Origin of the sequence: Cryobacterium sp. TMS1-13-1 (assembly GCF_004403125.1) — a bacterium.
Classification (GTDB): domain Bacteria; phylum Actinomycetota; class Actinomycetes; order Actinomycetales; family Microbacteriaceae; genus Cryobacterium; species Cryobacterium levicorallinum.
Genome location: NZ_SOGX01000007.1, coordinates 1 through 18,354, shown reverse-complemented (window position 1 = coordinate 18,354; position 18,354 = coordinate 1). Strand labels below are relative to the sequence as shown.

Below are 18,354 nucleotides of genomic sequence, written 5' to 3'. Positions count from 1 at the left end.
ACTCTCAATCGGGCACTTTTTGCGCTCTCGCGTTCAATGGATGGAAGGGTAGCGCAGCGTCACGAGCTGGAAGGGGCGCAATTCCAGGGTCAGGACGGCGTCATCCGTCGCAATCACGGCGGCCGGGGGGACGCGGCGCTCGAGCAGGTCCGTCTCGTGTGCTTCGGCTGCGGCGAATGAGCGGATGACCCGTGCCCGGGGCCGGGTCCCGTGCGCCTCGTAGAGCCGCACGATCACGTCGCCACTGCCGTCTTCGGCGAGCTTGACCGCCTCGATGACCACGGCCGGGTTGTCGACCGTGAAGAGCGGCTCGACCGGCGTAGAGCCGATGCCCGCGACGGTGCGCAGCGGTAGGTTCAGCCGGTAGCCCTCATATACCGCGTCGGGAATACTCGCGCCGACGCGGAGGGCGACGCGGAATTCGTGCTCGCCCTGATCGGCGGTCGGGTCGGGATAGACGGCGGCCCGGAGCAGAGTCAGTGCAACGGCCGTGCCGATGCGGGCCGCCGCTACGGGCGGGGCCGTATCCGTCACCCGGTCGGGGCTGGCGCTGCTGCCGACGCGGACTTCTCCGTCACGGCTGGAACCCTGGCTGACGCTGGCATCTTCGCCGGGGCTGGAATACCCAGCTGCGTTCGCGTCCTGCCCGGTGCCGGGGTCACGCCGCGGAGCATCCGTTTCGCCTGGAGCAAACGCGGTGCGGATGATCGCGTGGCCATAGATGGAGTCGTTGGCAACCGCGGTGCGGATGATCGCGTGGCCATAGATGGAGTCGTTGGCAACCGCGACGCCGAAACCCGGTTCGCCGACGTGGACCCAGCGGTGGGCGACGGTTTCGAAACGGGCAGCATCCCAGGAGGTGTTCGCATGCGTCGGGCGGAATATGTGCCCGAACTGGATCTCGGAGGAGGCCCGGTCGGCCTTGACGTCGAGCGGAAAGTTCAGTCGCAGCAGCTTCTGCCGCTCATGCCAGTCGATTTTGACGTGCAGGTCGATCGCGCTTGAATCCGACGCGAGAGTCACATCTTCGACGACCGAAGACTCGCCAAATCGTCGTGTGACGCGCACGCCGACCTGACCGACCGGGAGCTGGTCGAGCTGCTCAACCGAGTCGGCATCGGTGAGTGCCTCGAACAGGCGCGCGTGCGGGGTGTCGATGTCCCAGGCATCCCACTGGGTGGGGGTGTCCCGGTGCAGGGTGAGCAGGTTGGCTCGCGCTCCGGCCGGCACGACCTGCCGGTCAACGTGCCGGTCGTACACCGAGGTGAACAGTCCGTCGTCGTCGATCGTGACGGAGACGTGCTCGTTCGTCAGGACCCAGCCGGCCGGAGTGCGTGAGATTATGGCCCCGGCGTGCGCGGCGGCAGCGTCCCCCACCGCAGTCGCGGAAGCGCGCACGGGAGCAGTCTCCCCAGCATCCCGGCCCGTACCCTCCGCGCGCGTCGCCTCGTCACCCGCAGCACCGGCGCCGAGAGTATCGGCGCCCTGAGTATCGGCGCCCCGAGTATCGGCGCCCCGAGCATCGGCGCTCGCGCTGCCGCCGAGCGCCGGCACGCCCGCCCGGGCATACGGCCCCGCGTTCAGCACGACCGCGTCGTCGCCCGGCCCAACGAGCGCACGAACGGATGCCTCGATCACCCCCTCCAGAACCCTCGCGACCCGCGCATACTCGCGCTCGGCCTGGTGGTGCACCCAGGCGATCGATGACCCCGGAAGGATGTCGTGAAATTGTTGCAGCAACACCGTCTGCCACGCGTTCTCGAGTGCCGCGCGTGGATACTGCGCCCCCACGCGCACGGCGGCCGTCGTCGCCCACAGTTCCGCCTCCCGCAGCAGGTGCTCGCAACGCCGATTCCCCTGCTTGGTGCGAGCCTGGGAGGTGAGCGTGCCGCGGTGAAACTCCAGATACAACTCGCCCGACCACACCGGCGGCGCGGCATACTCGGCCTCTGCCGCTTCAAAGAACCGCCGCGGGCTGGACAGTTCGACCGTCGGCGATCCCTCAAGCGACGCGGCACGGTGGGCGGCGGCGATCATCTCCTCGGTCGGACCGCCGCCACCGTCGCCCCAACCGAACGGTACGAGCGAGGTATTGGCCACGCCCTTCTCCGCGAACAACCGCTCGGCCCTGGCCAGTTCCAGACCGGAGAGCTGCGCGTTGTAGTCGGCAACCGGTGGAAAGTGCGTGAAGACGCGGCTGCCGTCGAGCCCTTCCCAGAGAAAGCTGTGGTGCGGAAACAGATTCGTGTCGTTCCAGGACAGCTTCTGGGTGAGAAACCAGCGACTGCCGGCGGCACGCACGATTTGAGGAAGTGCCGCGGAGTAGCCGAAGGAGTCGGGCAGCCAGACTTCGAGCGGTTCTACCCCGAACTCGCGCAGAAAGAACCCCTTGCCGGCCACGAATTGCCGGGCCAGGGCCTCGCCGCCGGGCATGTTCGTGTCGGATTCAACCCACATCCCTCCGACCGGAACGAAGTTGCCGGCCGCGACGGCTTTACGCACGCGCTCGAACAGCTCCGGGTAGAACTGCTGGAGCCAGGCATACTGCTGCGCCGACGAGGCCGCAAACACAAAATCGGGGTGACGGTCGATCAGGTCGAGCACGTTGGACCAGGTGCGTGCGACCTTGCGCACGGTCTCACGTACCGGCCAGAGCCAGGCGCTGTCGATGTGCGCGTGGCCAACCGCGTGCACCCGGTGCGCGCTGGCGTTGGCCGGGCTCGCGAGCACCTCGGCCAGGGCGGCGCGTCCGGCTTCCGCGGTGCCGCCCACATCGTCGGGGTCGAGCAGATCGAGGCAGCGTTCCAGGGCGCGCAGAATGTTCGCCCGCCGCGGCGATGTGGCCGAAAGCTCGCGGCGCAGTCCGTCGAGTGTGAACACGTCCTGGGCGAGCTGCCAGACCTGCGTATCGCGCTGGGCGACATCCGCTTGGCGCAGTGCATACAGCGGCGTGCTGCCGGCGGTGCCAAGATCGCCGAGCAGGGTGGGAGTGAAGCTGAAGTCGGCGGCGATATTAGGGTTGGCGGCGGCCTCGATATAGAGGTCAATGGTGTCGCCGACCACCGTCACGGTGCGATTTAACGATTCCACGCCCTTGAGCACCCGGCCAACCGAGCTGTAGGCGGTGCCCTCGGCCTGGAAGCCCGGCACAGCGACGGTGAACCCGAGGTCAACGACGACCTCGATGCGGGTATCGGCCAGGCCGGCCCATTTGGGCGGTACCAGTCCGGTGAGATGAAACCAGACAGTGCCCCACGGCCTTCCCCACGACTCGCCGACGACGAATGGTTCAAACGGATGCGAGATCGCCTCGGCAAACGAGACCGGCTCCCCCGGCACCGTCCACGCAGTCACCGTGAGCGGGGCGGTGGCCCGGTAGATCGCCGGCTGCAACCGTTCGCGAACAAAACGGTTCAGCCGCGCTTCGACCAGTGCACTGTCGTCATGCATGCTGGCATCCTACGACCGCCGCGCGCGGGCAGTTCGGCCGGTTCCCGGCGGGTTCCTGCGCGATGCCGGTCTATGCGGCCCTGGGCCCACCTTGTGACACCCGGCCCACGATAGATCATGGGCCCGCTTTCCGGGCCCGGGCCCGGAAAGTAATGCACGCACGGGAGGTACACGAACGGCCCCGCCACCTGCGTGACGGGGCCGTTCGCACTGCAAGAACTAGTCCTTGAGGTGGTAGCGCACGCTCGCGAGTTCAGCGCGGAGTGCCGGCGGCACCTTGTCGCCGAACTTGTCGAAGTATTCCTCGGTCAGGTCGCACTCGGCGAGCCAGCTGGTCTGGTCGATCGCAAACAGCTGGTCAACGGATTCCTTGGACAGTTCGAGACCGTCCAGGTTCAGCGCACCTTCGGCCGGCAGCAGGCCGATCGGGGTGTCGACGGCGTCGGCGCTGCCCTCGATGCGGCGAATCATCCATTCGAGAACCCGCGAGTTCTCGCCGAATCCGGGCCAGATGAAGTCGCCGTCCGGGCCCTTGCGGAACCAGTTCACCTGGAAGATCGCGGGGGCGTTGGTGCCGAGTTCCTTGCCGACCTTGAGCCAGTGGCCCCAGTAGTCGGCCATGTTGTAGCCGCAGAACGGCAGCATCGCGAACGGGTCGCGACGCAGCTCGCCGACGATGCCGTCAGCGGCCGCGGTCTTCTCGGAGGAGATCGTCGCTCCCATGAAGACGCCGTGCTTCCAACTGCGGGCCTGGGCGACCAGCGGAACGTTGGTCGCGCGACGGCCGCCGAAGACGATGGCGTCGATCGGCACGCCGCCGGTCGCTTCCCAGTCGTCGGCGATCGACGGGCACTGGGCAGCCGCAACGGTGAAGCGCGAGTTCGGATGAGCTGCTGTACGGCCGGAGTCGGGCGTCCAGTCCTTACCCTGCCAGTCGATCAGGTGGTCGGGAGCCTTGCTGGTGAGACCTTCCCACCAGACGTCTCCGTCGTCACGCAGGGCGACGTTGGTAAAGATGGTGTTGCCCCACATGGTGGAGACGGCGGTCGGGTTGGTAGTTTCACCGGTTCCGGGGGCGACTCCGAAGAAGCCGGCTTCCGGGTTGATCGCCCAGAGGCGTCCGTCTTCGCCCTGGCGCAGCCACGCGATGTCATCGCCGATGGTCTCGACCTTCCAGCCGGGAATGGTCGGGCGCAGCATCGACAGGTTCGTCTTGCCACAGGCGGAGGGGAAAGCGGCGGCCACGTGGAACACGCCACCCTCGGGTGAGATCAGCTTGATCAGCAGCATGTGTTCGGCCAGCCAGCCCTGATCGCGGCCCATCACCGACGCGATGCGCAGCGCAAAGGACTTCTTGGAGAGCAGGGCGTTTCCGCCGTAGCCGGAGCCGTAGGACCAGACCTCGCGGGTGTCGGGGAACTGCACGATGTACTTGTCATCGTTGCAGGGCCATTCCACGTCGGGACGGGTGATTCCCGATGCGTCGACGAGCGGGTACCCGACGCTGTGCACGGTGTGCACCCACGGGTCGCCGGCTTCGATCATGGTCAGCACGGTCTCGCCCATCCGCGTCATAATGCCCATGTTGAGCACGACATAGGGGGAATCGGTGATCTCAACGCCCAGCTGCGAGATGGGTCCGCCGAGCGGGCCCATCGAGAACGGCACGATGTACATTGTGCGACCGCGCATGCTGCCGGCGAAGACACCACGCAGTTCGGCGCGCATCTTGACCGGTTCGGCCCAGTTATTGGTGGGGCCGGCATCCGCTTCGTCGTTGGAGCAGATGAAGGTGCGGTTTTCGACGCGGGCAACGTCTTTCGGGTTGGTGCGGGCGAGAAAGCTGTTGGGGCGCCATTCCGGGTTTAGGCGGATGAGCTGGCCGGAGGCGACGAGCAGTTTGGAGAGCTCGTTGGCCTCGCGCTTGGAGCCGTCGCACCAGACGATCGCGTCGGGCTCGGTCAGGCGGGCAATCTCATCGACCCAGGCCTGCAGGTTGGGGTCGGTGCTGCCCGTGCGCGTCGGGTACGAATCCCCGTTGGTCTGGAGGGAAGATTTGGTGAGGGTCATATGCTGGCCTTTCCGGTCGCCGGGTCTCGAGAAAAAGTTGCGAAGTGGTCAAAAACGTCGGGCCCCGTTGCTGTCAGACGCTGTGCGAAACCATAATTTCGTCTTACACTCCAACAATGGCCCTGCTTTGAGCTTCAAACCCGCAATATTGCTACTTAAAAAATGCAGTTCTTTAGATATCGTTAAGGAATGTCGCCTCAAGCCTCCGATCTGATCCTGCTCGGCCATCACATCCGTCACTTTCGGGGGGAGCGCGGTCTCACCCTCGACCAACTGGGTGCGCTCGTTCACCTCGCCGGCAGTCAGCTGTCGCTGATCGAGAACGGCCGCCGCGAGCCGAAGCTGTCGACCCTGCAGGATCTCGCGACGGCCCTCGCTGTGGACCTGGCCGAGCTGCTGCGCCGGGAAGCTCCAAACAATCGGGCGGCGCTCGAGATCGAACTGGACCGTGCCCAGAAAAATCCGCTCTACGGGGCGCTCGGCCTGCCCGTCGTAAAAGTCACTAAGGGGATGCCGCTGCCCGCCATCGAATCGCTGCTCGGCCTGCACCGGGAGCTCTCCCGCCGGGCCAGCGAAGCCATCGCGACGCCGGAAGAGGCGCGCCGAGCCAACACCGAACTGCGCGAGCGGATGCGGGAACAGGGCAACTATCTGCCGGCCATCGAGGAACTGGTCGAGGAACGGGTGCGTGCGAGCGGCCACGTCTCGGGCGCGCTCACCCACCGCGAGGTCAGCGTCATGGCCGATCAGCTCGGATTCAGCCTGATCTACGTGAACGATCTGCCCAACTCCACCCGCTCGGTGACCGACCTGGCCAATGGGCGCATCTACCTGCCGCCCGCGTCGATTCCCGGCGGGCACGGCCTGCGGTCGATGGCCCTGCAGGCGATGGGGCACCGGCTGCTCGGGCACGAACGGCCGGGCAGCTACGCGGAGTTCCTCTGGCAGCGGCTCGAGATCAACTACTTCGCGGCGGCCTGTTTGATGCCGCGCGAGGCATCCGTCGCCTTTCTGTCGAATGCCAAGCAGGAGCGCGAGCTGTCGGTGGAGGACTTTCGCGACACCTTCGGCGTGACACACGAGGCTGCAGCGTTGCGACTGACCAACCTCGCCACCTCGCACCTCGATATGACCCTGCACTTTCTGCGCGTCAACGGCGACGGCGCTCTGCAAAAGGGGTACGAGAACGACGATCTGCCGTTTCCGGTGGACGTGACCGGGTCGATCGAGGGCCAGTACGTCTGCAAGCAGTGGAGCGCCCGCAGCGCCTTCACCCACACCAACCGCACCACCGAGTACTACCAGTACACCGATACCCCGGCCGGTACGTTTTGGTCGGCGACGCAGACCGGGTCAACGGATGCCGGTGAGTTTTCGATCAGCGTCGGCGTTCCGTTTGCGCAGGCGAAGTGGTTTCGCGGGCGGGAGACCACGCAGCGTACGGTGTCGCGCTGTCCCGATGAGTCGTGCTGTCGTCGGCCGAACTCGGATGCGGCCGCGCGCTGGGCCGGTCGGGCCTGGCCGAGCGCCCGGCTGCACGCGCACGTGCTGTCGCCGCTGCCGTCCGGCACGTTTCCCGGGGTCGACGATTCCGAGGTGTATGCGTTTTTGGAGGCGCACGCGGCGGAGTAGCCGGGTTATGTAGATTGAGATCAGGTTTGATCGCCAATAGTACCCAGGAGACCGCATGAGACTGATCGAGGCCCCGATTAGCCCCGCCTCGCCCACCCGGGTGCGCGAGCCTGACCGGACTCCCCTGCGCGTCGGTCTCGTGCAGCATCGCTGGCACGCGGACGACGCGACGCTCGAGGCGGAGCTGGCCGAGGGCATCCGTTTGGCGGCTGATGCTGGCGCCCGCATCGTGTTTCTGCCGGAACTGACCCTCCGCAAATACCCCGGCAATGTGCGAGCCACCGGCATTCCCAAAGCGGATGCCGAGCAGCTCCTGGGCGGCCCCACCTTCGCTTTCGCGGCCGAACAGGCGCGGCTGCACAGCGTTATCGTGCACGCCTCGCTGTTCGAGCAGCCGGCTGAAACCGACGAACCGAACGACCCGCGCGGTTACAACACGGCCATTCTGGTGTCGCCGGCCGGCGAACTCCTCGGTCGCACGCGCAAAATGCACATCCCGGTCACGGCCGGGTATTACGAGGACACCTACTTTCGGCCGGGGCCAGCCGAGGACGCGTACCCGGTCTACGACGTGGCCGGTGCGCGCCTGGGGCTACCCACCTGCTGGGACGAGTGGTTTCCCGAGGTCTCCCGGCTGTACGGGCTTGGCGGCGCCGAAATTCTCGCCTACCCGACCGCGATCGGATCGGAACCGCTCTTTCCGGACTTCGACACCCAGCCGATCTGGCAGCAGGTCATCGTGGCCAACGGCATCACGAGCGGACTGTTCGTGGTCGTGCCGAACCGGCACGGCGACGAGGGCGACCTCACCTTTTACGGCTCGTCGTTCATCTCCGACCCGTTCGGACGGGTGCTCGTGCAGGCGCCTCGCGGCGAGTCGGTGGCGCTCGTGGCCGACCTGGACCTGACCCAGCGCGAGGAGTGGCTCGCCCTGTTTCCCTTCCTGATGACTCGACGCCCGGACAGTTATGCCGGGCTGGTCGCGCCGGTCGACCCGGCGCATCCGTTTGGATCGGCGACCGAATGACCTGGCGTATGCCGGCCGAAACCGCGCCGCAGGACCGCGTGTGGATGGCCTTTCCGGTGGGCGGCTACACCCTCGGCGACACTGCGGCTGAAGCCCACGAAGCTCGGCGCACCTGGGCCGCGGTCGCCCACGCCGTGGCCGAATTCGAACCCGTGCGCATGGTCGTCGCCCCCGCCGAGCGCGCCGTAGCCCGGCGCTATCTGTCGGCCGAGATCGAGGTGCTCGAGGCTCCGCTGAACGACAGCTGGATGCGCGACATCGGCCCGAGTTTCGTGCACGACGACACCGGCCGGCTCGGCGCCGTCGACTGGACCTTCAATGGTTGGGGCGGCCAGGACTGGGCCACCTGGGATCACGATTCGAAGATCGGCCGATTCGTAGCAAATGCCGCCGGTGCGGCAGTCGTGTCGCCCGCGCTCGTGAACGAGGGCGGCGGAATCCACGTCGACGGCGCAGGAACCGTGCTGGCGACGGAGAGCGTGCAACTCGATTCGGGTCGCAACCCCGGCGCCACGCGCGCCTCGGTCGAGGCGGAGCTTCGCCGCACGATCGGCGCGGAGCACGTCGTCTGGCTGCCACGCGGCCTCACCCGCGACCACGAGCGATTCGGCACCCGTGGGCACATCGATATGGTCGCCGCGCTGCCATCGCTGGGCACGATTTTGCTGCACGCCCAGAACGATCAGGGTCACCCCGACTACCCGCTCACCCGCGAATTTCGCGGCCTGTTGGCCGACGCGCACGACGCGGCCGGGCGGTCGTTCACAATCATCGACCTGCCGGCGCCCGCTGTGCTGCGCGACGACGAGGGGTTCGTGGACTACAACTACGTCAATCATCTCGTCGTCAACGGCGGCGTCATTGCCTGCAGCTTCGGCGAGGAGCGGGCCGATTCCCTGGCCCGCGACGTGCTCGCGGCCGCCTATCCCGGGCGCCGCTTGGTGTCGGTCGACGCGCGGCCGCTGTTTGCGCGGGGCGGCGGCATCCACTGCATTACGCAGCAGCAGCCGACTGCGCCGCTGCCTGCCTGATCAGGCGTCAGCCGGCCGCGCCGACCCGAGCATTATGCCAGAACCGAATGACGTTGAACGGCGCCAGAACGGCGATGATGAGCAGCACGAATGCCCAGGGGCCGACGTCGGCCGTCATGAGGTTGGCCCCCCAGATCACCAGGGCGACGGCGCCGATATTCAGCAGAGTGGCTGCCCGCGGCTGGCTCGTTGCCGAGCGCAGCAGTGGAATCTGCGCCGCGGGGTTAGCCCGGGCGAGCCACACGGCGTAGACGATGCCGCAGGCGAACCCGGCCAGAATGAGGATCGTGCCGAATATCACTGCCATGCGGTGGATCCCCTCAAGAGTTGATACTTCGACCCTAACCTGCTCGACCTGCGCGAGCGCCCGACAACTTTCTAATTGGAAAGTGCCTGCTAGCCTGACAGCATCCGCTTGCCGAACCGGCTCAACCTGCAGTGAGGAACCCCGATGGACCCGACTCACAGCATCCCGCTCGACGCTGCGGGCGCCGCACAGTTGCTCAAGGCCGCGGATACCGCACGCGCTCGGGCCGCTGCTGCGGTTGACCATCGCACCCTCGCCCGCGCCCGGTTCGGCCTGGCCGGGGCTTTGTTCATCTATCTCAGCGCCTTCCTGCTTGTCTTCGGCAATCAGACTCAGGACGCAGTGTCCGGCGCGGGGGCCAACGGATATGCCTATACGAACGTTTTGCTCATTCCCTTTCTCGTGTTCACCCAACTGATGCAGGGTGTGCAGAACCGGGCGCGCGTGCTGCGTACCCACCGGCGAGTGCTCCGGTTTGTTCTGCTCGGCATGATTCCTTTCGGTATCGCCGGCGCGCTCAGCATCCTGGATATCCGCTACCCCTGGGGGCTCAACCTGCTCGTCGCCGCGGCCCCAGCAGCCCCGCTGCTCTGGCTGGCCGGTAAATCGGCACGGCGGGCGGGCCCTCCCACACCGGCGGTGCGCACCGCGCTCAGCCGTCCGGCCGCAACCATGACCGGCGCGCTCGGCTTGTTTTTCGGCGTCACCGGCCTGCTCGCTGCCTTCAGCTGGTTTCCCGTCGCTGGGCTCGGCCTCGCCCTCGTGCTGGTCGCCCTGCTGACCCTGTGGTCATCCCGGTGGGGGCTGCCGAGCGTCGGATCGGAATGGTCCGCGCCGCAGTGGACCGGTTTCGCCGTCTCGTTCATGCTGCTGGTCACCCTCGCCGTCGTGCTCGCCCGCACTCCCTGGAACACCCCGCTGGTCGGCGTACTCGGCGGCGTGCTCGTAGCGCTCCCGCTTGTGGTCGCGGCCGTTCGCGGCCCCCGGTCATGACCGAGCGGCGACATCCGCGCCACGGGCTCGATGACGCGCTGCTCACTCCGCTGCGCTTCTCGCTCATGGCCGCGCTCGGAACGGATGCCGAGATCGACTTCGCGACGCTGCGCGAGTTGCTTGAGACCGAGGATTCAGCGCTCAGCAAGGCCATCGCCACGCTCAGCGCGGCCGACTATGTGCTCGTGCGCAAGGGCTACGTCGCCAATCGTCCGCGCACCTGGCTCAAAGCCACTCCCGGCGGCCAGACGGCCATGCGCGTTCACGTTGCCGCCCTACAGGCGATTGCGACCGGGTCGACTACTTCGGCTGCATCCGAATAGCGCCGTCGAGGCGGATAGTTTCCCCATTGAGCATGGGATTCTCAATGATATGCCGCGCCAGGAATGCGAACTCCTGAGGGTCACCGAGCCGGGACGGATGCGGCACCTGGGCTCCGAGAGAATCCCGCACCGGCTGCGGCAGCCCCTGCAGCATGGGCGTGTCGAAGATGCCGGGCGCGATCGACATCACGCGAATCAGGCTCTGCGCGAATTCGCGGGCGAGCGGAAGCGTCATCGCGGCGACGCCGCCCTTGGACGCGGCATAGGCGGCCTGCCCGATTTGCCCGTCGAAGGCAGCGACCGAGGCGGTGTTGACGATGACGCCGCGTTCGGCGCCGCCCTGGCGGCCCGGGTCACCGACGGGTTCGGTGAGCTGCATCGCGGCGGCAGCCAGCCGCACGACGTTGAAGGTTCCGATCAGGTTGATGCGAATCGCCCGCTCAAAATCTTCAAGCGGCAGCGGGCCGTCGCGGCCGACCGTGCGGGCGCCGGGCGCGATGCCGGCGCAATTGATCACGATCCGAAGCGGCGCTTGGGCCACCGCCGCGTCGACGGCGGCCTGCACGTCGCCGGCGCTCGTCACGTCGCCCGCCACGAAGCGGGCCCGGTCGCCGAGCTCGGCGGTAATTGCGTCGCCGGGAGCGCCGGGGAGATCCAGCAATACGACGGATGCGCCGGCTTCGTGCAGGGTGCGAACGCAGGCCAGGCCGAGGCCGGAGGCGCCTCCGGTAATGAGGGCGGAGCATCCGTCAATCTGCATTAGAGCCTCTCAATCAAGGTGGCGTTGGCCATGCCGCCGCCCTCGCACATGGCCTGCAGGCCCCAGCGACCGCCGGTCATTTCGAGGTGATTGAGCAGCGTGCCGAGCAGGCGCGTGCCCGAGGAACCGAGCGCGTGGCCGAGGGCGATGGCGCCGCCGCGCGGGTTGAGGCAATCGGGGTCGGCGTGAAGTTCGCGCAGCCAGGCCAGCGGCACGCTCGCGAAGGCCTCGTTGATCTCGTAGGCGTCGATATCGTCGATGCCAAGGCCGGCCCGCGAGAGGATGCGCTGGGTCGCCGGGATCACGCCGGTCAGCATGAGCATGGGGTCGCTTCCCACCACGGTGAAGCTGTGAAACCGGGCGCGCGGGTTCAGGCCGAGCTGCGCGGCCCTCTTGGCGCTCATGATCAGGGTCGCCGAGGCGCCATCGGTGAGCGGCGAGGAGTTGCCGGCCGTGACGTGCCAGCCGAGCTTCGGAAAGCGTTCCGCGAGCGCGTCGGTACGAAATGCGGGGCGCAGTCCGGCGAGTGAAGCATGCGAGGTGCCCGGGCGAATGGTTTCGTCCTCCCGCACGACGCTGCCATCGGCCCGGGTCACGGCCACGATTTCGCCGCCGAAATCACCCCGGTCAGCCGCCGCTGCGGCGAGCCGGTGCGAGCGGGCCGCGTAGTTGTCGAGGGCGTCGCGGCCCAGGTTCCACTTCTGATTGATGAGCTCGGCCGACACCCCCTGATTGACCAGGCCGTCGGGGTAACGCTCGTGCATGAGAGTGCCGAACGGGTCCTGCCCGCCGGCCGTAGACCCGAGGGGTACCCGACTCATCGACTCGACGCCGCAGGCGATGACCACGTCGGCGTTGCCGCTCATCACGGCCTGGGCGGCGAACGCTGCAGCCTGCTGGCTGGAGCCGCACTGCCGGTCGATGGTGGTGCCGGGCACTGTGTGCGGAAAGCCGGCACTCAGCAGCGCGGTGCGGGTCACGTTATTGCCCTGCTCGCCGGCCTGGCTGACACAGCCGCCGATCACGTCATCGATCAGTGCCGGGTCGAGGTTGTTGCGGCTGACCAACTCACGCAGCACCGTGGCCAGGAGGTCGGCCGGATGGATGCCGTCCAGGGCTCCACCGGGTTTGCCCCGGCCCGACGGGGTGCGCAGAACGTCGATGATGACAGCTTCATTGCTCATGCCCCCAGCCTAGGCCCGCCGGGCTCGGGTGGCAGAAGGGGTTACCCGGACAGCGCCCACATCGCGACGGCACTCGCGGCGGCGACGTTGAGGGAGTCGATGCCGTGCTTCATCGGAATCTGCACGACGGTGTCCGAGGCGGCGAGTGCCTCGGGGGTGAGTCCCTCGCCCTCGGCGCCGAGCAACAGGGCCAGACGTTCGTGAGCGGTACCGTCAAAATCGCGCAGGCTGACCGCATCCGGCGTCAGCGCGAGGGCCGCCACATGAAAGCCGTGCCGGGTGAGTAGGGCGCGGGTCTCGGTCCAGTCGCCGGCGCGGGTCCACGGCACCTGCAGCACCGTACCCATCGAGACCCGGATGGCGCGACGATAGAACGGGTCGGAACAGCGCGGCGTGACCAGAATGGCATCCGCTCCGATGGCGCCGGCCGAGCGAAAGATGGCGCCGACGTTGGTCGGGTCGGCCACGTTTTCGAGGATGACGATTCGACACGCATCGGCCAGCAGGGTGTCTGCGCTCGGCAGTTCGGGCCGATGCATCGCGGCGATCAAGCCACGGTGCAAAATGTAGCCGGTGAGGTCGGCGAGCAGCTCGCCGGGGCCGACGAACACCGGAACCTCCGCTGCGTAGTCACCAAGCACGGCGAGCGCTTCGTCGGCCGTGTTGCCGAGCGCGAGCACGGAACGTGGAATGTGCCCGGCGCGCAGGGCACGCTCGAGAACGAGGGCCGATTCGGCGATGTACAGCCCGTGCTCGGTGCCGCGCGCCTTCTTCAGGGCCACGTCGGTGAGGTGGGCGTAGTCGACCAGTCGCGGGTCGCTCAGGTCGTCGATCGCGATCATGGGCATCCGCAAAGTCTAGCCAGCGGCGCGGTGCACCCGGCTCGAGCGGCATAACTCCTGCAATTTCACGGACCCGGCCGCGCGGGCCGCGGAAATTCGGGGCCCGCGCCGGGTCGACGCTCAGATTGCAGGAGTTACGCCGGACGAAGCTACTTCGTGGACACCGTCTGCACAGCCAGGGCGAGCGTGCCGTCGGCGAGGCTGCCCCAGGCGCAGACGATGGTGTTCGTGCTCGCGGCAATGGCCACGTCGGCCGGCCCAATGAGTGCCGCGGTGGTTCCGGCAGCCGCAACCGCGGCCGAGATGGTGCCGACCGGCAGCACCAGCACGGACTCGTTCGGGTTGGTCAGGCCGGTAATGGCCGGAGCGCCGTTCGCGAGTACGTCCACCGCGGGAGCAGCGGCGACATGACGCACGGTCAGGCGGCCTTGGCCGGCGCCGGGCGCGGAGGTATCGTTGGCGAACAAGGCCGCGGTCGGAACTCCGGCCTCGGTCAGGTGGGCGACAGCCGTGTAGTTGACGCCCGAGGCAACCGCGAGGTCGACCGGGCCGATCACGGGAGCGCTCGCGTCAACGGCATCTGCTGCGGTGATGGCGAGGGTGTAACTGCCGGCCGGAAGGCGGAACATCTTCGTGAGGGTGCCGGTTTCGAAGTCGTCAATGACCTTGCGGTGGTCGACGTACACGTCGACCACGACGCCCGGAATAGCGTGCAGCACCGAAACGGATGCCGGCGCTGCGGCTCGCGTGCCCACCGTCTGCACGTAGAGGGCCAGGTTGCCGTCGGCGAGACTGCCCCAGGCATAGACGATGGTGTTGGTGCGCGGGGCGATCGTGACTTCCGCCGGGCCGAGCAGCGGCGCGGTCGTTCCGGCGGCGGCCACGACGGCGCTGATCGTGCCGACCGGCAGATCGAGCACGGCCTGCGACGGATTGGTCAGGCCGGCGACGGCAACGGCGCCGTTGGCGAGAACGTCAACGGCCGGAGCGGCCGCAACGTGGCGCACGGTGAGGCGGCCCTGCCCGGCGGCCGGCGGCTTGGTGTCATCGTTGTACAGGGTGGCGGTGGGAAGGCCGGCATCCGTGAGGTGGGCAACCGCCGTGAAGCTACGATTAGCCGTGACCGTGACTGTCGTCGAGCCGCTCACGGCGATCGACGGAAGCGGCGAGCCGTTGGCGCTGCCGCCGACTTCGAGGGAATCTGCCGCGGAGATTCCGACGGTGTGGGTGCCGGCCGTGAGCTTCAGCGGGCCGAGCAGGGTTCCAGGCATGAAATCGGCGACGACGACGCGACCGTCGACCGAGATGTCGAGGGTCAGTCCGGGAATGGCGTGCAGCACCGACACGGATGCCATACCCGGTGAAGCGGATGCCGCGGGAACGGCCGCCTGCGCCGGCGCGAGCCCGGCGAGTGCGACGAGAAGGCCGGCGGAAATTCCGACGGCGATGGACTTGCGCATTGCTACCTCCAGGTTGGTCGTTACGAAAGGCGGCTGTGCCTCCCTGGTAACAACTTCTCCGGTCGGGCGCGTTTCGGATGCACCACGGCGACTTATTTAGAGAAACGACTCAGAGCGCGTGTAATTCGCCGCGCACGATTGAGTCGCCGGAGTGTGCCGGGTCGCCGTCGGCGGGTTCGGCGGACACGTCCACCAGTGGGTATTGGGCGAGGTCGACGCTCGCGGGGATAGTGAAACGACCGGTGGAACCGTCGAGGAATCCGATGCTGACCAGGCCGGACGCATCCGCTTTGAGCAGCCAGACCTCGCGCAGGCCGGTGCCCGGCGGATTCGGCGCGTCGAGGTCGACGACGACCGAGCGGCGGCCGTCGGCGGCTTGCTCGACCCGGACGGACCCGCTCGCGGCCCATCCCGGCAGGGCGTCGAGGGCGCCTTCGGCCACGACTTGCTCGGGTGGCGGGCCGGCGGTGCTCGCCACGCCGATGGCGATGCCGCCGATCAAGCCGATCATGCCGGCGGCTGCCGCGAACGGGACCCAGCGGCGGAGGGACAGCAGACGCACGGGTGCTGGTTCGACCGCCGGGTCGGCGACCGGCGAAACAGGTGCCTGGGGCGGGGCCGCAGCATCCGTCGCGTCAGCGGTTTTCGTGAAGGGGAGTGGTGTGTGCACCGCGTTGCTCAGCCCGAGTTCGACCTAGATGCCTGCCCAGACGCCCGCCGGCGGGGTGAGCAGCGAATCGAACCCGACGGCACGACCGAGTTGCACGACCTGCCACAGGGCGAGGTATTCCCCGGGGCACTCGACGCAGGCGGCGAGGTGGGCGCGTTCCGCCGCGCTCGCGTCGACCTCGGCCAGCGCGAGCAGGTGCAGGTCGTCCGCAGCGATGTGGGTGCCATCAAGAGGAGTCATCGGACACCTCCAACCGGGTGCGGAGGCGGGTCAGGCTGCGCCGCATGTGGCTCCTTACCGTGCCGAGCGGCAGCCCCAGGCTGTCGGCGATCTGCACCTGGGTGAGATCATCGAAGAAGGCGAGGCGCATCACCTGCCGGGGCACGGGTTCGAGCCGGTCGATTTTGTCGCCGACCAGCACCCGGTTGACGACACTCAGGCTGTCATCGACGCGGTGTGCCGGGATGGTCGCGGCGAGTGAGTCTTCGAGCCGCCGCTGGCGACTGCGTGCCTCGTGGGTGTCGGCAATCACGTGCCTCGTAATGCCGATCAGCCACGCCGGCAGCCGGGAACGGGCCGGGTCGAACCCACCGCGCCCCCGCCAGGCGGCAATGAATACCTTCTGGGTGACGTCTTCGGCGTCGGACGCATTGGCGAGGGAGCGCACGGCGATCGTAAATACCAACGGTGACCAGCGGTCATACGCCGCGGCCAGAGCGCGCTCATCACCGTCCTGAAAGGCGCGGGCGAGGGACGCGTCATCGTCGGTAGGTGCGCTCACCTGCGGGTGGGTCCTTCGGGCCGAAACACGTACCGGGCAGGGGTACGGCGATCGCACTGTGAGAGTGACAACCTCCGCGCGCACCAGCATAGTGAGTTTCCTCCGACTCGGTTGCAGTTCCCCCTGCTAGCAGAAGGGGCCACAGCAGCAAACCCGACGTCGTGTGCTGTGGCCCTCCCCGGGGCGGGAAACCACTTACTCCTCTATTTCTCTCCTCGAGGGCGAAACGGATGCACCCTGCGGCAATTTACCGCTTTAGGGCGTCGGCGTGAGGGTGTACTTCGTCGAGAGGTACTCGTGGATGCCCTCGAGCCCGCCCTCGCGGCCGAGGCCGGACTGCTTGACGCCGCCGAACGGTGCGGCCGCGTTGGAGACAACGCCGGTGTTCAGGCCCATCATGCCGGTCTGCAGCTTGTCGATCATGCGCTGGCCACGGGCCAGATCGGTCGTGAACACGTAGCTGATCAGGCCGAACTCGGTGTCGTTGGCGAGACGAACGGCATCCGCTTCGTCGGTGAAGGTGCTGATCGCGAGCACCGGGCCGAAGATTTCGTCGCGCAGAATATCGCTGCCCGGCTTGACGTCGGTGAGCACGGTGGGTGCGTAGAAGGTGCCCTCGCGCTCGATCGCGGCGCCGCCGGTGAGCAGGGTCGCGCCGCGGGTGAGCGCATCTTGTACGAGCGAGTCAGCCTTGGCGACGGCCTTGCCGTCGATCAGCGGGCCGATGGTGATGCCGGCCTCGGTGCCGCGGCCGATCTGGAACGCTTCGACCCGCTCGGTGACCCGGCGGGCGAATTCGGCAGCGATGGACTCGTGCACAATGAAGCGGTTGGCGGCGGTGCAGGCCTGGCCGATATTGCGGAACTTGGCGATGAGCGCGCCGTCGACAGCCTTGTCGAGGTCGGCGTCGGCGAACACGACGAACGGGGCGTTGCCACCGAGTTCCATCGAGGTGCGCAGCACGTTCTCGGCGGAGAGCTTGATGAGCGACTTGCCGACCGCGGTCGACCCGGTGAAGCTGAGCTTGCGGAGGCGTCGGTCGGCGATGATCGGCTCGGAGACCGCGCCGGACTGCGACGTCGTGATGACGTTGACGACGCCGGCGGGCAGGCCGGCCTCTTCGAGCAGCGCCACGAAGTACAGGGTGGTCAGCGGGGTGAGCGCGGCCGGCTTGACGACGACGGTGCAGCCCGCGGCGAGCGCCGGGGCGATCTTGCGGGTCGCCATGGCGAGTGGAAAGTTCCACGGGGTGATCAGAAAGCAGGGTCCGACCGGCTGCTGGGTCACGATCATGCGGCCGGTGCCTTCGGGGTTAGCGCCGTAGCGGCCGTTGATGCGCACGGCTTCTTCGCTGAACCAGCGCAGGAATTCGCCGCCGTAGGCGACTTCGCCGAGCGCCTCGGGCAGCGGCTTGCCCATTTCGATGGTCATCAACAGGGCAAACTCCTGCTTGCGTTCCTGCAGCAGATCGAATGCGCGGCGCAGAATTTCGCCCCGCACGCGGGCCGGGGTCGCCGCCCAGTCGGCCTGCGCGGAGTCGGCGGCCGCGAGGGCGGCGATGCCGTCGGCCACACTCGCGTCGGCGATGGTCTTGATGACGTGGCCGGTGGCCGGGTCGGTGACATCGAGGGTGCGCCCGCCGGTGGCGGCGACCCACTTGCCATTGATGTAGAGCTGGTTCGGCACGCGAGCGAGCAGCTCGGATTCGTTCGTGTTCGTGTCTGTAACAACCGTCATTGGTTCTCCCCTACTTTGCCTGCCCGTCGATCTGACAGTATTAGCCTAGCTGCGCCCGCCGACACGGTGGATGCTGAACCTCCCCCC

Annotated in this window: 16 protein-coding genes; 5 read left to right on the top strand and 11 right to left on the bottom strand. The window is 67.6% G+C overall.

Features of this window, described 5'->3' with window-relative positions; all coding sequences use genetic code 11:
• Positions 1–33 precede the first annotated feature (33 nt).
• Together E3T31_RS18220 and E3T31_RS05785 are read right to left on the bottom strand one after the other, a co-directional pair.
• A complete protein-coding gene (locus E3T31_RS18220) occupies positions 34–3,450 on the bottom strand; it encodes a glycoside hydrolase family 38 C-terminal domain-containing protein (RefSeq protein ID WP_241977683.1) in 3,417 nt (1,138 codons plus the stop codon).
• Between the two features lie 219 nt (positions 3,451–3,669).
• A complete protein-coding gene (locus E3T31_RS05785) occupies positions 3,670–5,520 on the bottom strand; it encodes a phosphoenolpyruvate carboxykinase (GTP) (protein WP_134467906.1) in 1,851 nt (616 codons plus the stop codon).
• A gap of 189 nt (positions 5,521–5,709) precedes the next feature.
• Here E3T31_RS05785 and E3T31_RS05780 point away from each other — a divergent pair, with 189 nt between their 5' ends.
• Genes E3T31_RS05780 through E3T31_RS05770 form a run of 3 tightly spaced genes read left to right on the top strand, consistent with a single transcriptional unit; the run spans position 5,710 to position 9,210 of the window.
• On the top strand, positions 5,710–7,152 hold the full coding sequence (locus tag E3T31_RS05780; protein ID WP_134467905.1) for an XRE family transcriptional regulator: 1,443 nt from the start codon (positions 5,710–5,712) through the stop codon (positions 7,150–7,152).
• A gap of 55 nt (positions 7,153–7,207) precedes the next feature.
• Positions 7,208–8,179 (top strand): nitrilase-related carbon-nitrogen hydrolase, encoded by a 972-nt coding sequence (locus E3T31_RS05775; RefSeq protein WP_134467904.1) that lies wholly within the window; start codon positions 7,208–7,210, stop codon positions 8,177–8,179.
• Positions 8,176–9,210 (top strand): agmatine/peptidylarginine deiminase, encoded by a 1,035-nt coding sequence (locus E3T31_RS05770; protein WP_134467903.1) that lies wholly within the window; start codon positions 8,176–8,178, stop codon positions 9,208–9,210. The genes E3T31_RS05775 and E3T31_RS05770 overlap by 4 nt, the downstream gene beginning before the upstream one ends.
• A 7-nt stretch (positions 9,211–9,217) precedes the next feature.
• Here the strand turns inward: E3T31_RS05770 and E3T31_RS05765 are convergent, their stop codons facing one another.
• Positions 9,218–9,517, bottom strand: a complete 300-nt coding sequence (locus E3T31_RS05765) for a hypothetical protein (RefSeq protein WP_134467902.1) — start codon at positions 9,515–9,517, stop codon at positions 9,218–9,220.
• 144 nt (positions 9,518–9,661) lie between these two features.
• Between E3T31_RS05765 and E3T31_RS05760 the strand changes: the two genes are divergently transcribed.
• A complete protein-coding gene (locus E3T31_RS05760) occupies positions 9,662–10,510 on the top strand; it encodes a hypothetical protein (protein WP_134467901.1) in 849 nt (282 codons plus the stop codon).
• A complete protein-coding gene (locus tag E3T31_RS05755; RefSeq protein WP_134467900.1) occupies positions 10,507–10,833 on the top strand; it encodes a transcriptional regulator in 327 nt (108 codons plus the stop codon). The genes E3T31_RS05760 and E3T31_RS05755 overlap by 4 nt, the downstream gene beginning before the upstream one ends.
• Here E3T31_RS05755 and E3T31_RS05750 read toward each other — a convergent pair.
• The 8 genes from E3T31_RS05750 to E3T31_RS05715 all read right to left on the bottom strand — a co-directional run bounded on the left by E3T31_RS05750 (position 10,811) and on the right by E3T31_RS05715 (position 18,267).
• Complete coding sequence (locus E3T31_RS05750) at positions 10,811–11,593, bottom strand: SDR family NAD(P)-dependent oxidoreductase (protein ID WP_134467899.1); 783 nt, start codon at positions 11,591–11,593, stop codon at positions 10,811–10,813. The two genes, E3T31_RS05755 and E3T31_RS05750, sit on opposite strands and share 23 nt — an antisense overlap.
• Complete coding sequence (locus E3T31_RS05745) at positions 11,593–12,777, bottom strand: thiolase family protein (RefSeq protein ID WP_134467898.1); 1,185 nt, start codon at positions 12,775–12,777, stop codon at positions 11,593–11,595. Before E3T31_RS05745 ends, E3T31_RS05750 begins: the two co-directional genes overlap by 1 nt.
• A 41-nt stretch (positions 12,778–12,818) precedes the next feature.
• Positions 12,819–13,625: an RNA methyltransferase gene (locus tag E3T31_RS05740; RefSeq protein ID WP_134467897.1), complete on the bottom strand. Its 807-nt coding sequence runs from the start codon at positions 13,623–13,625 to the stop codon at positions 12,819–12,821.
• Positions 13,626–13,768: 143 nt separating this feature from the next.
• On the bottom strand, positions 13,769–15,079 hold the full coding sequence (locus tag E3T31_RS18215) for a DUF4397 domain-containing protein (protein WP_241977681.1): 1,311 nt from the start codon (positions 15,077–15,079) through the stop codon (positions 13,769–13,771).
• A 109-nt stretch (positions 15,080–15,188) separates the two neighbouring features.
• On the bottom strand, positions 15,189–15,749 hold the full coding sequence (locus E3T31_RS05730; protein ID WP_166788397.1) for an anti-sigma factor domain-containing protein: 561 nt from the start codon (positions 15,747–15,749) through the stop codon (positions 15,189–15,191).
• Between the two features lie 24 nt (positions 15,750–15,773).
• Positions 15,774–15,989: a hypothetical protein gene (locus E3T31_RS05725; RefSeq protein ID WP_134467895.1), complete on the bottom strand. Its 216-nt coding sequence runs from the start codon at positions 15,987–15,989 to the stop codon at positions 15,774–15,776.
• Complete coding sequence (locus E3T31_RS05720; RefSeq protein WP_241977679.1) at positions 15,976–16,530, bottom strand: RNA polymerase sigma factor; 555 nt, start codon at positions 16,528–16,530, stop codon at positions 15,976–15,978. The genes E3T31_RS05725 and E3T31_RS05720 overlap by 14 nt, the downstream gene beginning before the upstream one ends.
• A gap of 255 nt (positions 16,531–16,785) precedes the next feature.
• On the bottom strand, positions 16,786–18,267 hold the full coding sequence (locus tag E3T31_RS05715) for an NAD-dependent succinate-semialdehyde dehydrogenase (protein ID WP_134467893.1): 1,482 nt from the start codon (positions 18,265–18,267) through the stop codon (positions 16,786–16,788).
• Positions 18,268–18,354 lie beyond the last annotated feature (87 nt).

Excerpts from the sequence above, each read along its gene's own strand:
- E3T31_RS05760 (WP_134467901.1), top strand. The coding sequence starts at position 9,662 with ATGGACCCGACTCACAGCATCCCGCTCGACGCTGCGGGCGCCGCACAG.
- E3T31_RS05770 (WP_134467903.1), top strand. The coding sequence starts at position 8,176 with ATGACCTGGCGTATGCCGGCCGAAACCGCGCCGCAGGACCGCGTGTGG.
- E3T31_RS05715 (WP_134467893.1), bottom strand. The coding sequence starts at position 18,267 with ATGACGGTTGTTACAGACACGAACACGAACGAATCCGAGCTGCTCGCT.
- E3T31_RS05775 (WP_134467904.1), top strand. The coding sequence starts at position 7,208 with ATGAGACTGATCGAGGCCCCGATTAGCCCCGCCTCGCCCACCCGGGTG.
- E3T31_RS05725 (WP_134467895.1), bottom strand. The coding sequence starts at position 15,989 with ATGACTCCTCTTGATGGCACCCACATCGCTGCGGACGACCTGCACCTG.
- E3T31_RS05765 (WP_134467902.1), bottom strand. The coding sequence starts at position 9,517 with ATGGCAGTGATATTCGGCACGATCCTCATTCTGGCCGGGTTCGCCTGC.
- E3T31_RS05745 (WP_134467898.1), bottom strand. The coding sequence starts at position 12,777 with ATGAGCAATGAAGCTGTCATCATCGACGTTCTGCGCACCCCGTCGGGC.
- E3T31_RS05750 (WP_134467899.1), bottom strand. The coding sequence starts at position 11,593 with ATGCAGATTGACGGATGCTCCGCCCTCATTACCGGAGGCGCCTCCGGC.
- E3T31_RS05785 (WP_134467906.1), bottom strand. The coding sequence starts at position 5,520 with ATGACCCTCACCAAATCTTCCCTCCAGACCAACGGGGATTCGTACCCG.
- E3T31_RS18220 (WP_241977683.1), bottom strand. The coding sequence starts at position 3,450 with ATGCATGACGACAGTGCACTGGTCGAAGCGCGGCTGAACCGTTTTGTT.
- E3T31_RS05755 (WP_134467900.1), top strand. The coding sequence starts at position 10,507 with ATGACCGAGCGGCGACATCCGCGCCACGGGCTCGATGACGCGCTGCTC.
- E3T31_RS05780 (WP_134467905.1), top strand. The coding sequence starts at position 5,710 with ATGTCGCCTCAAGCCTCCGATCTGATCCTGCTCGGCCATCACATCCGT.
- E3T31_RS05740 (WP_134467897.1), bottom strand. The coding sequence starts at position 13,625 with ATGCCCATGATCGCGATCGACGACCTGAGCGACCCGCGACTGGTCGAC.
- E3T31_RS18215 (WP_241977681.1), bottom strand. The coding sequence starts at position 15,079 with ATGCGCAAGTCCATCGCCGTCGGAATTTCCGCCGGCCTTCTCGTCGCA.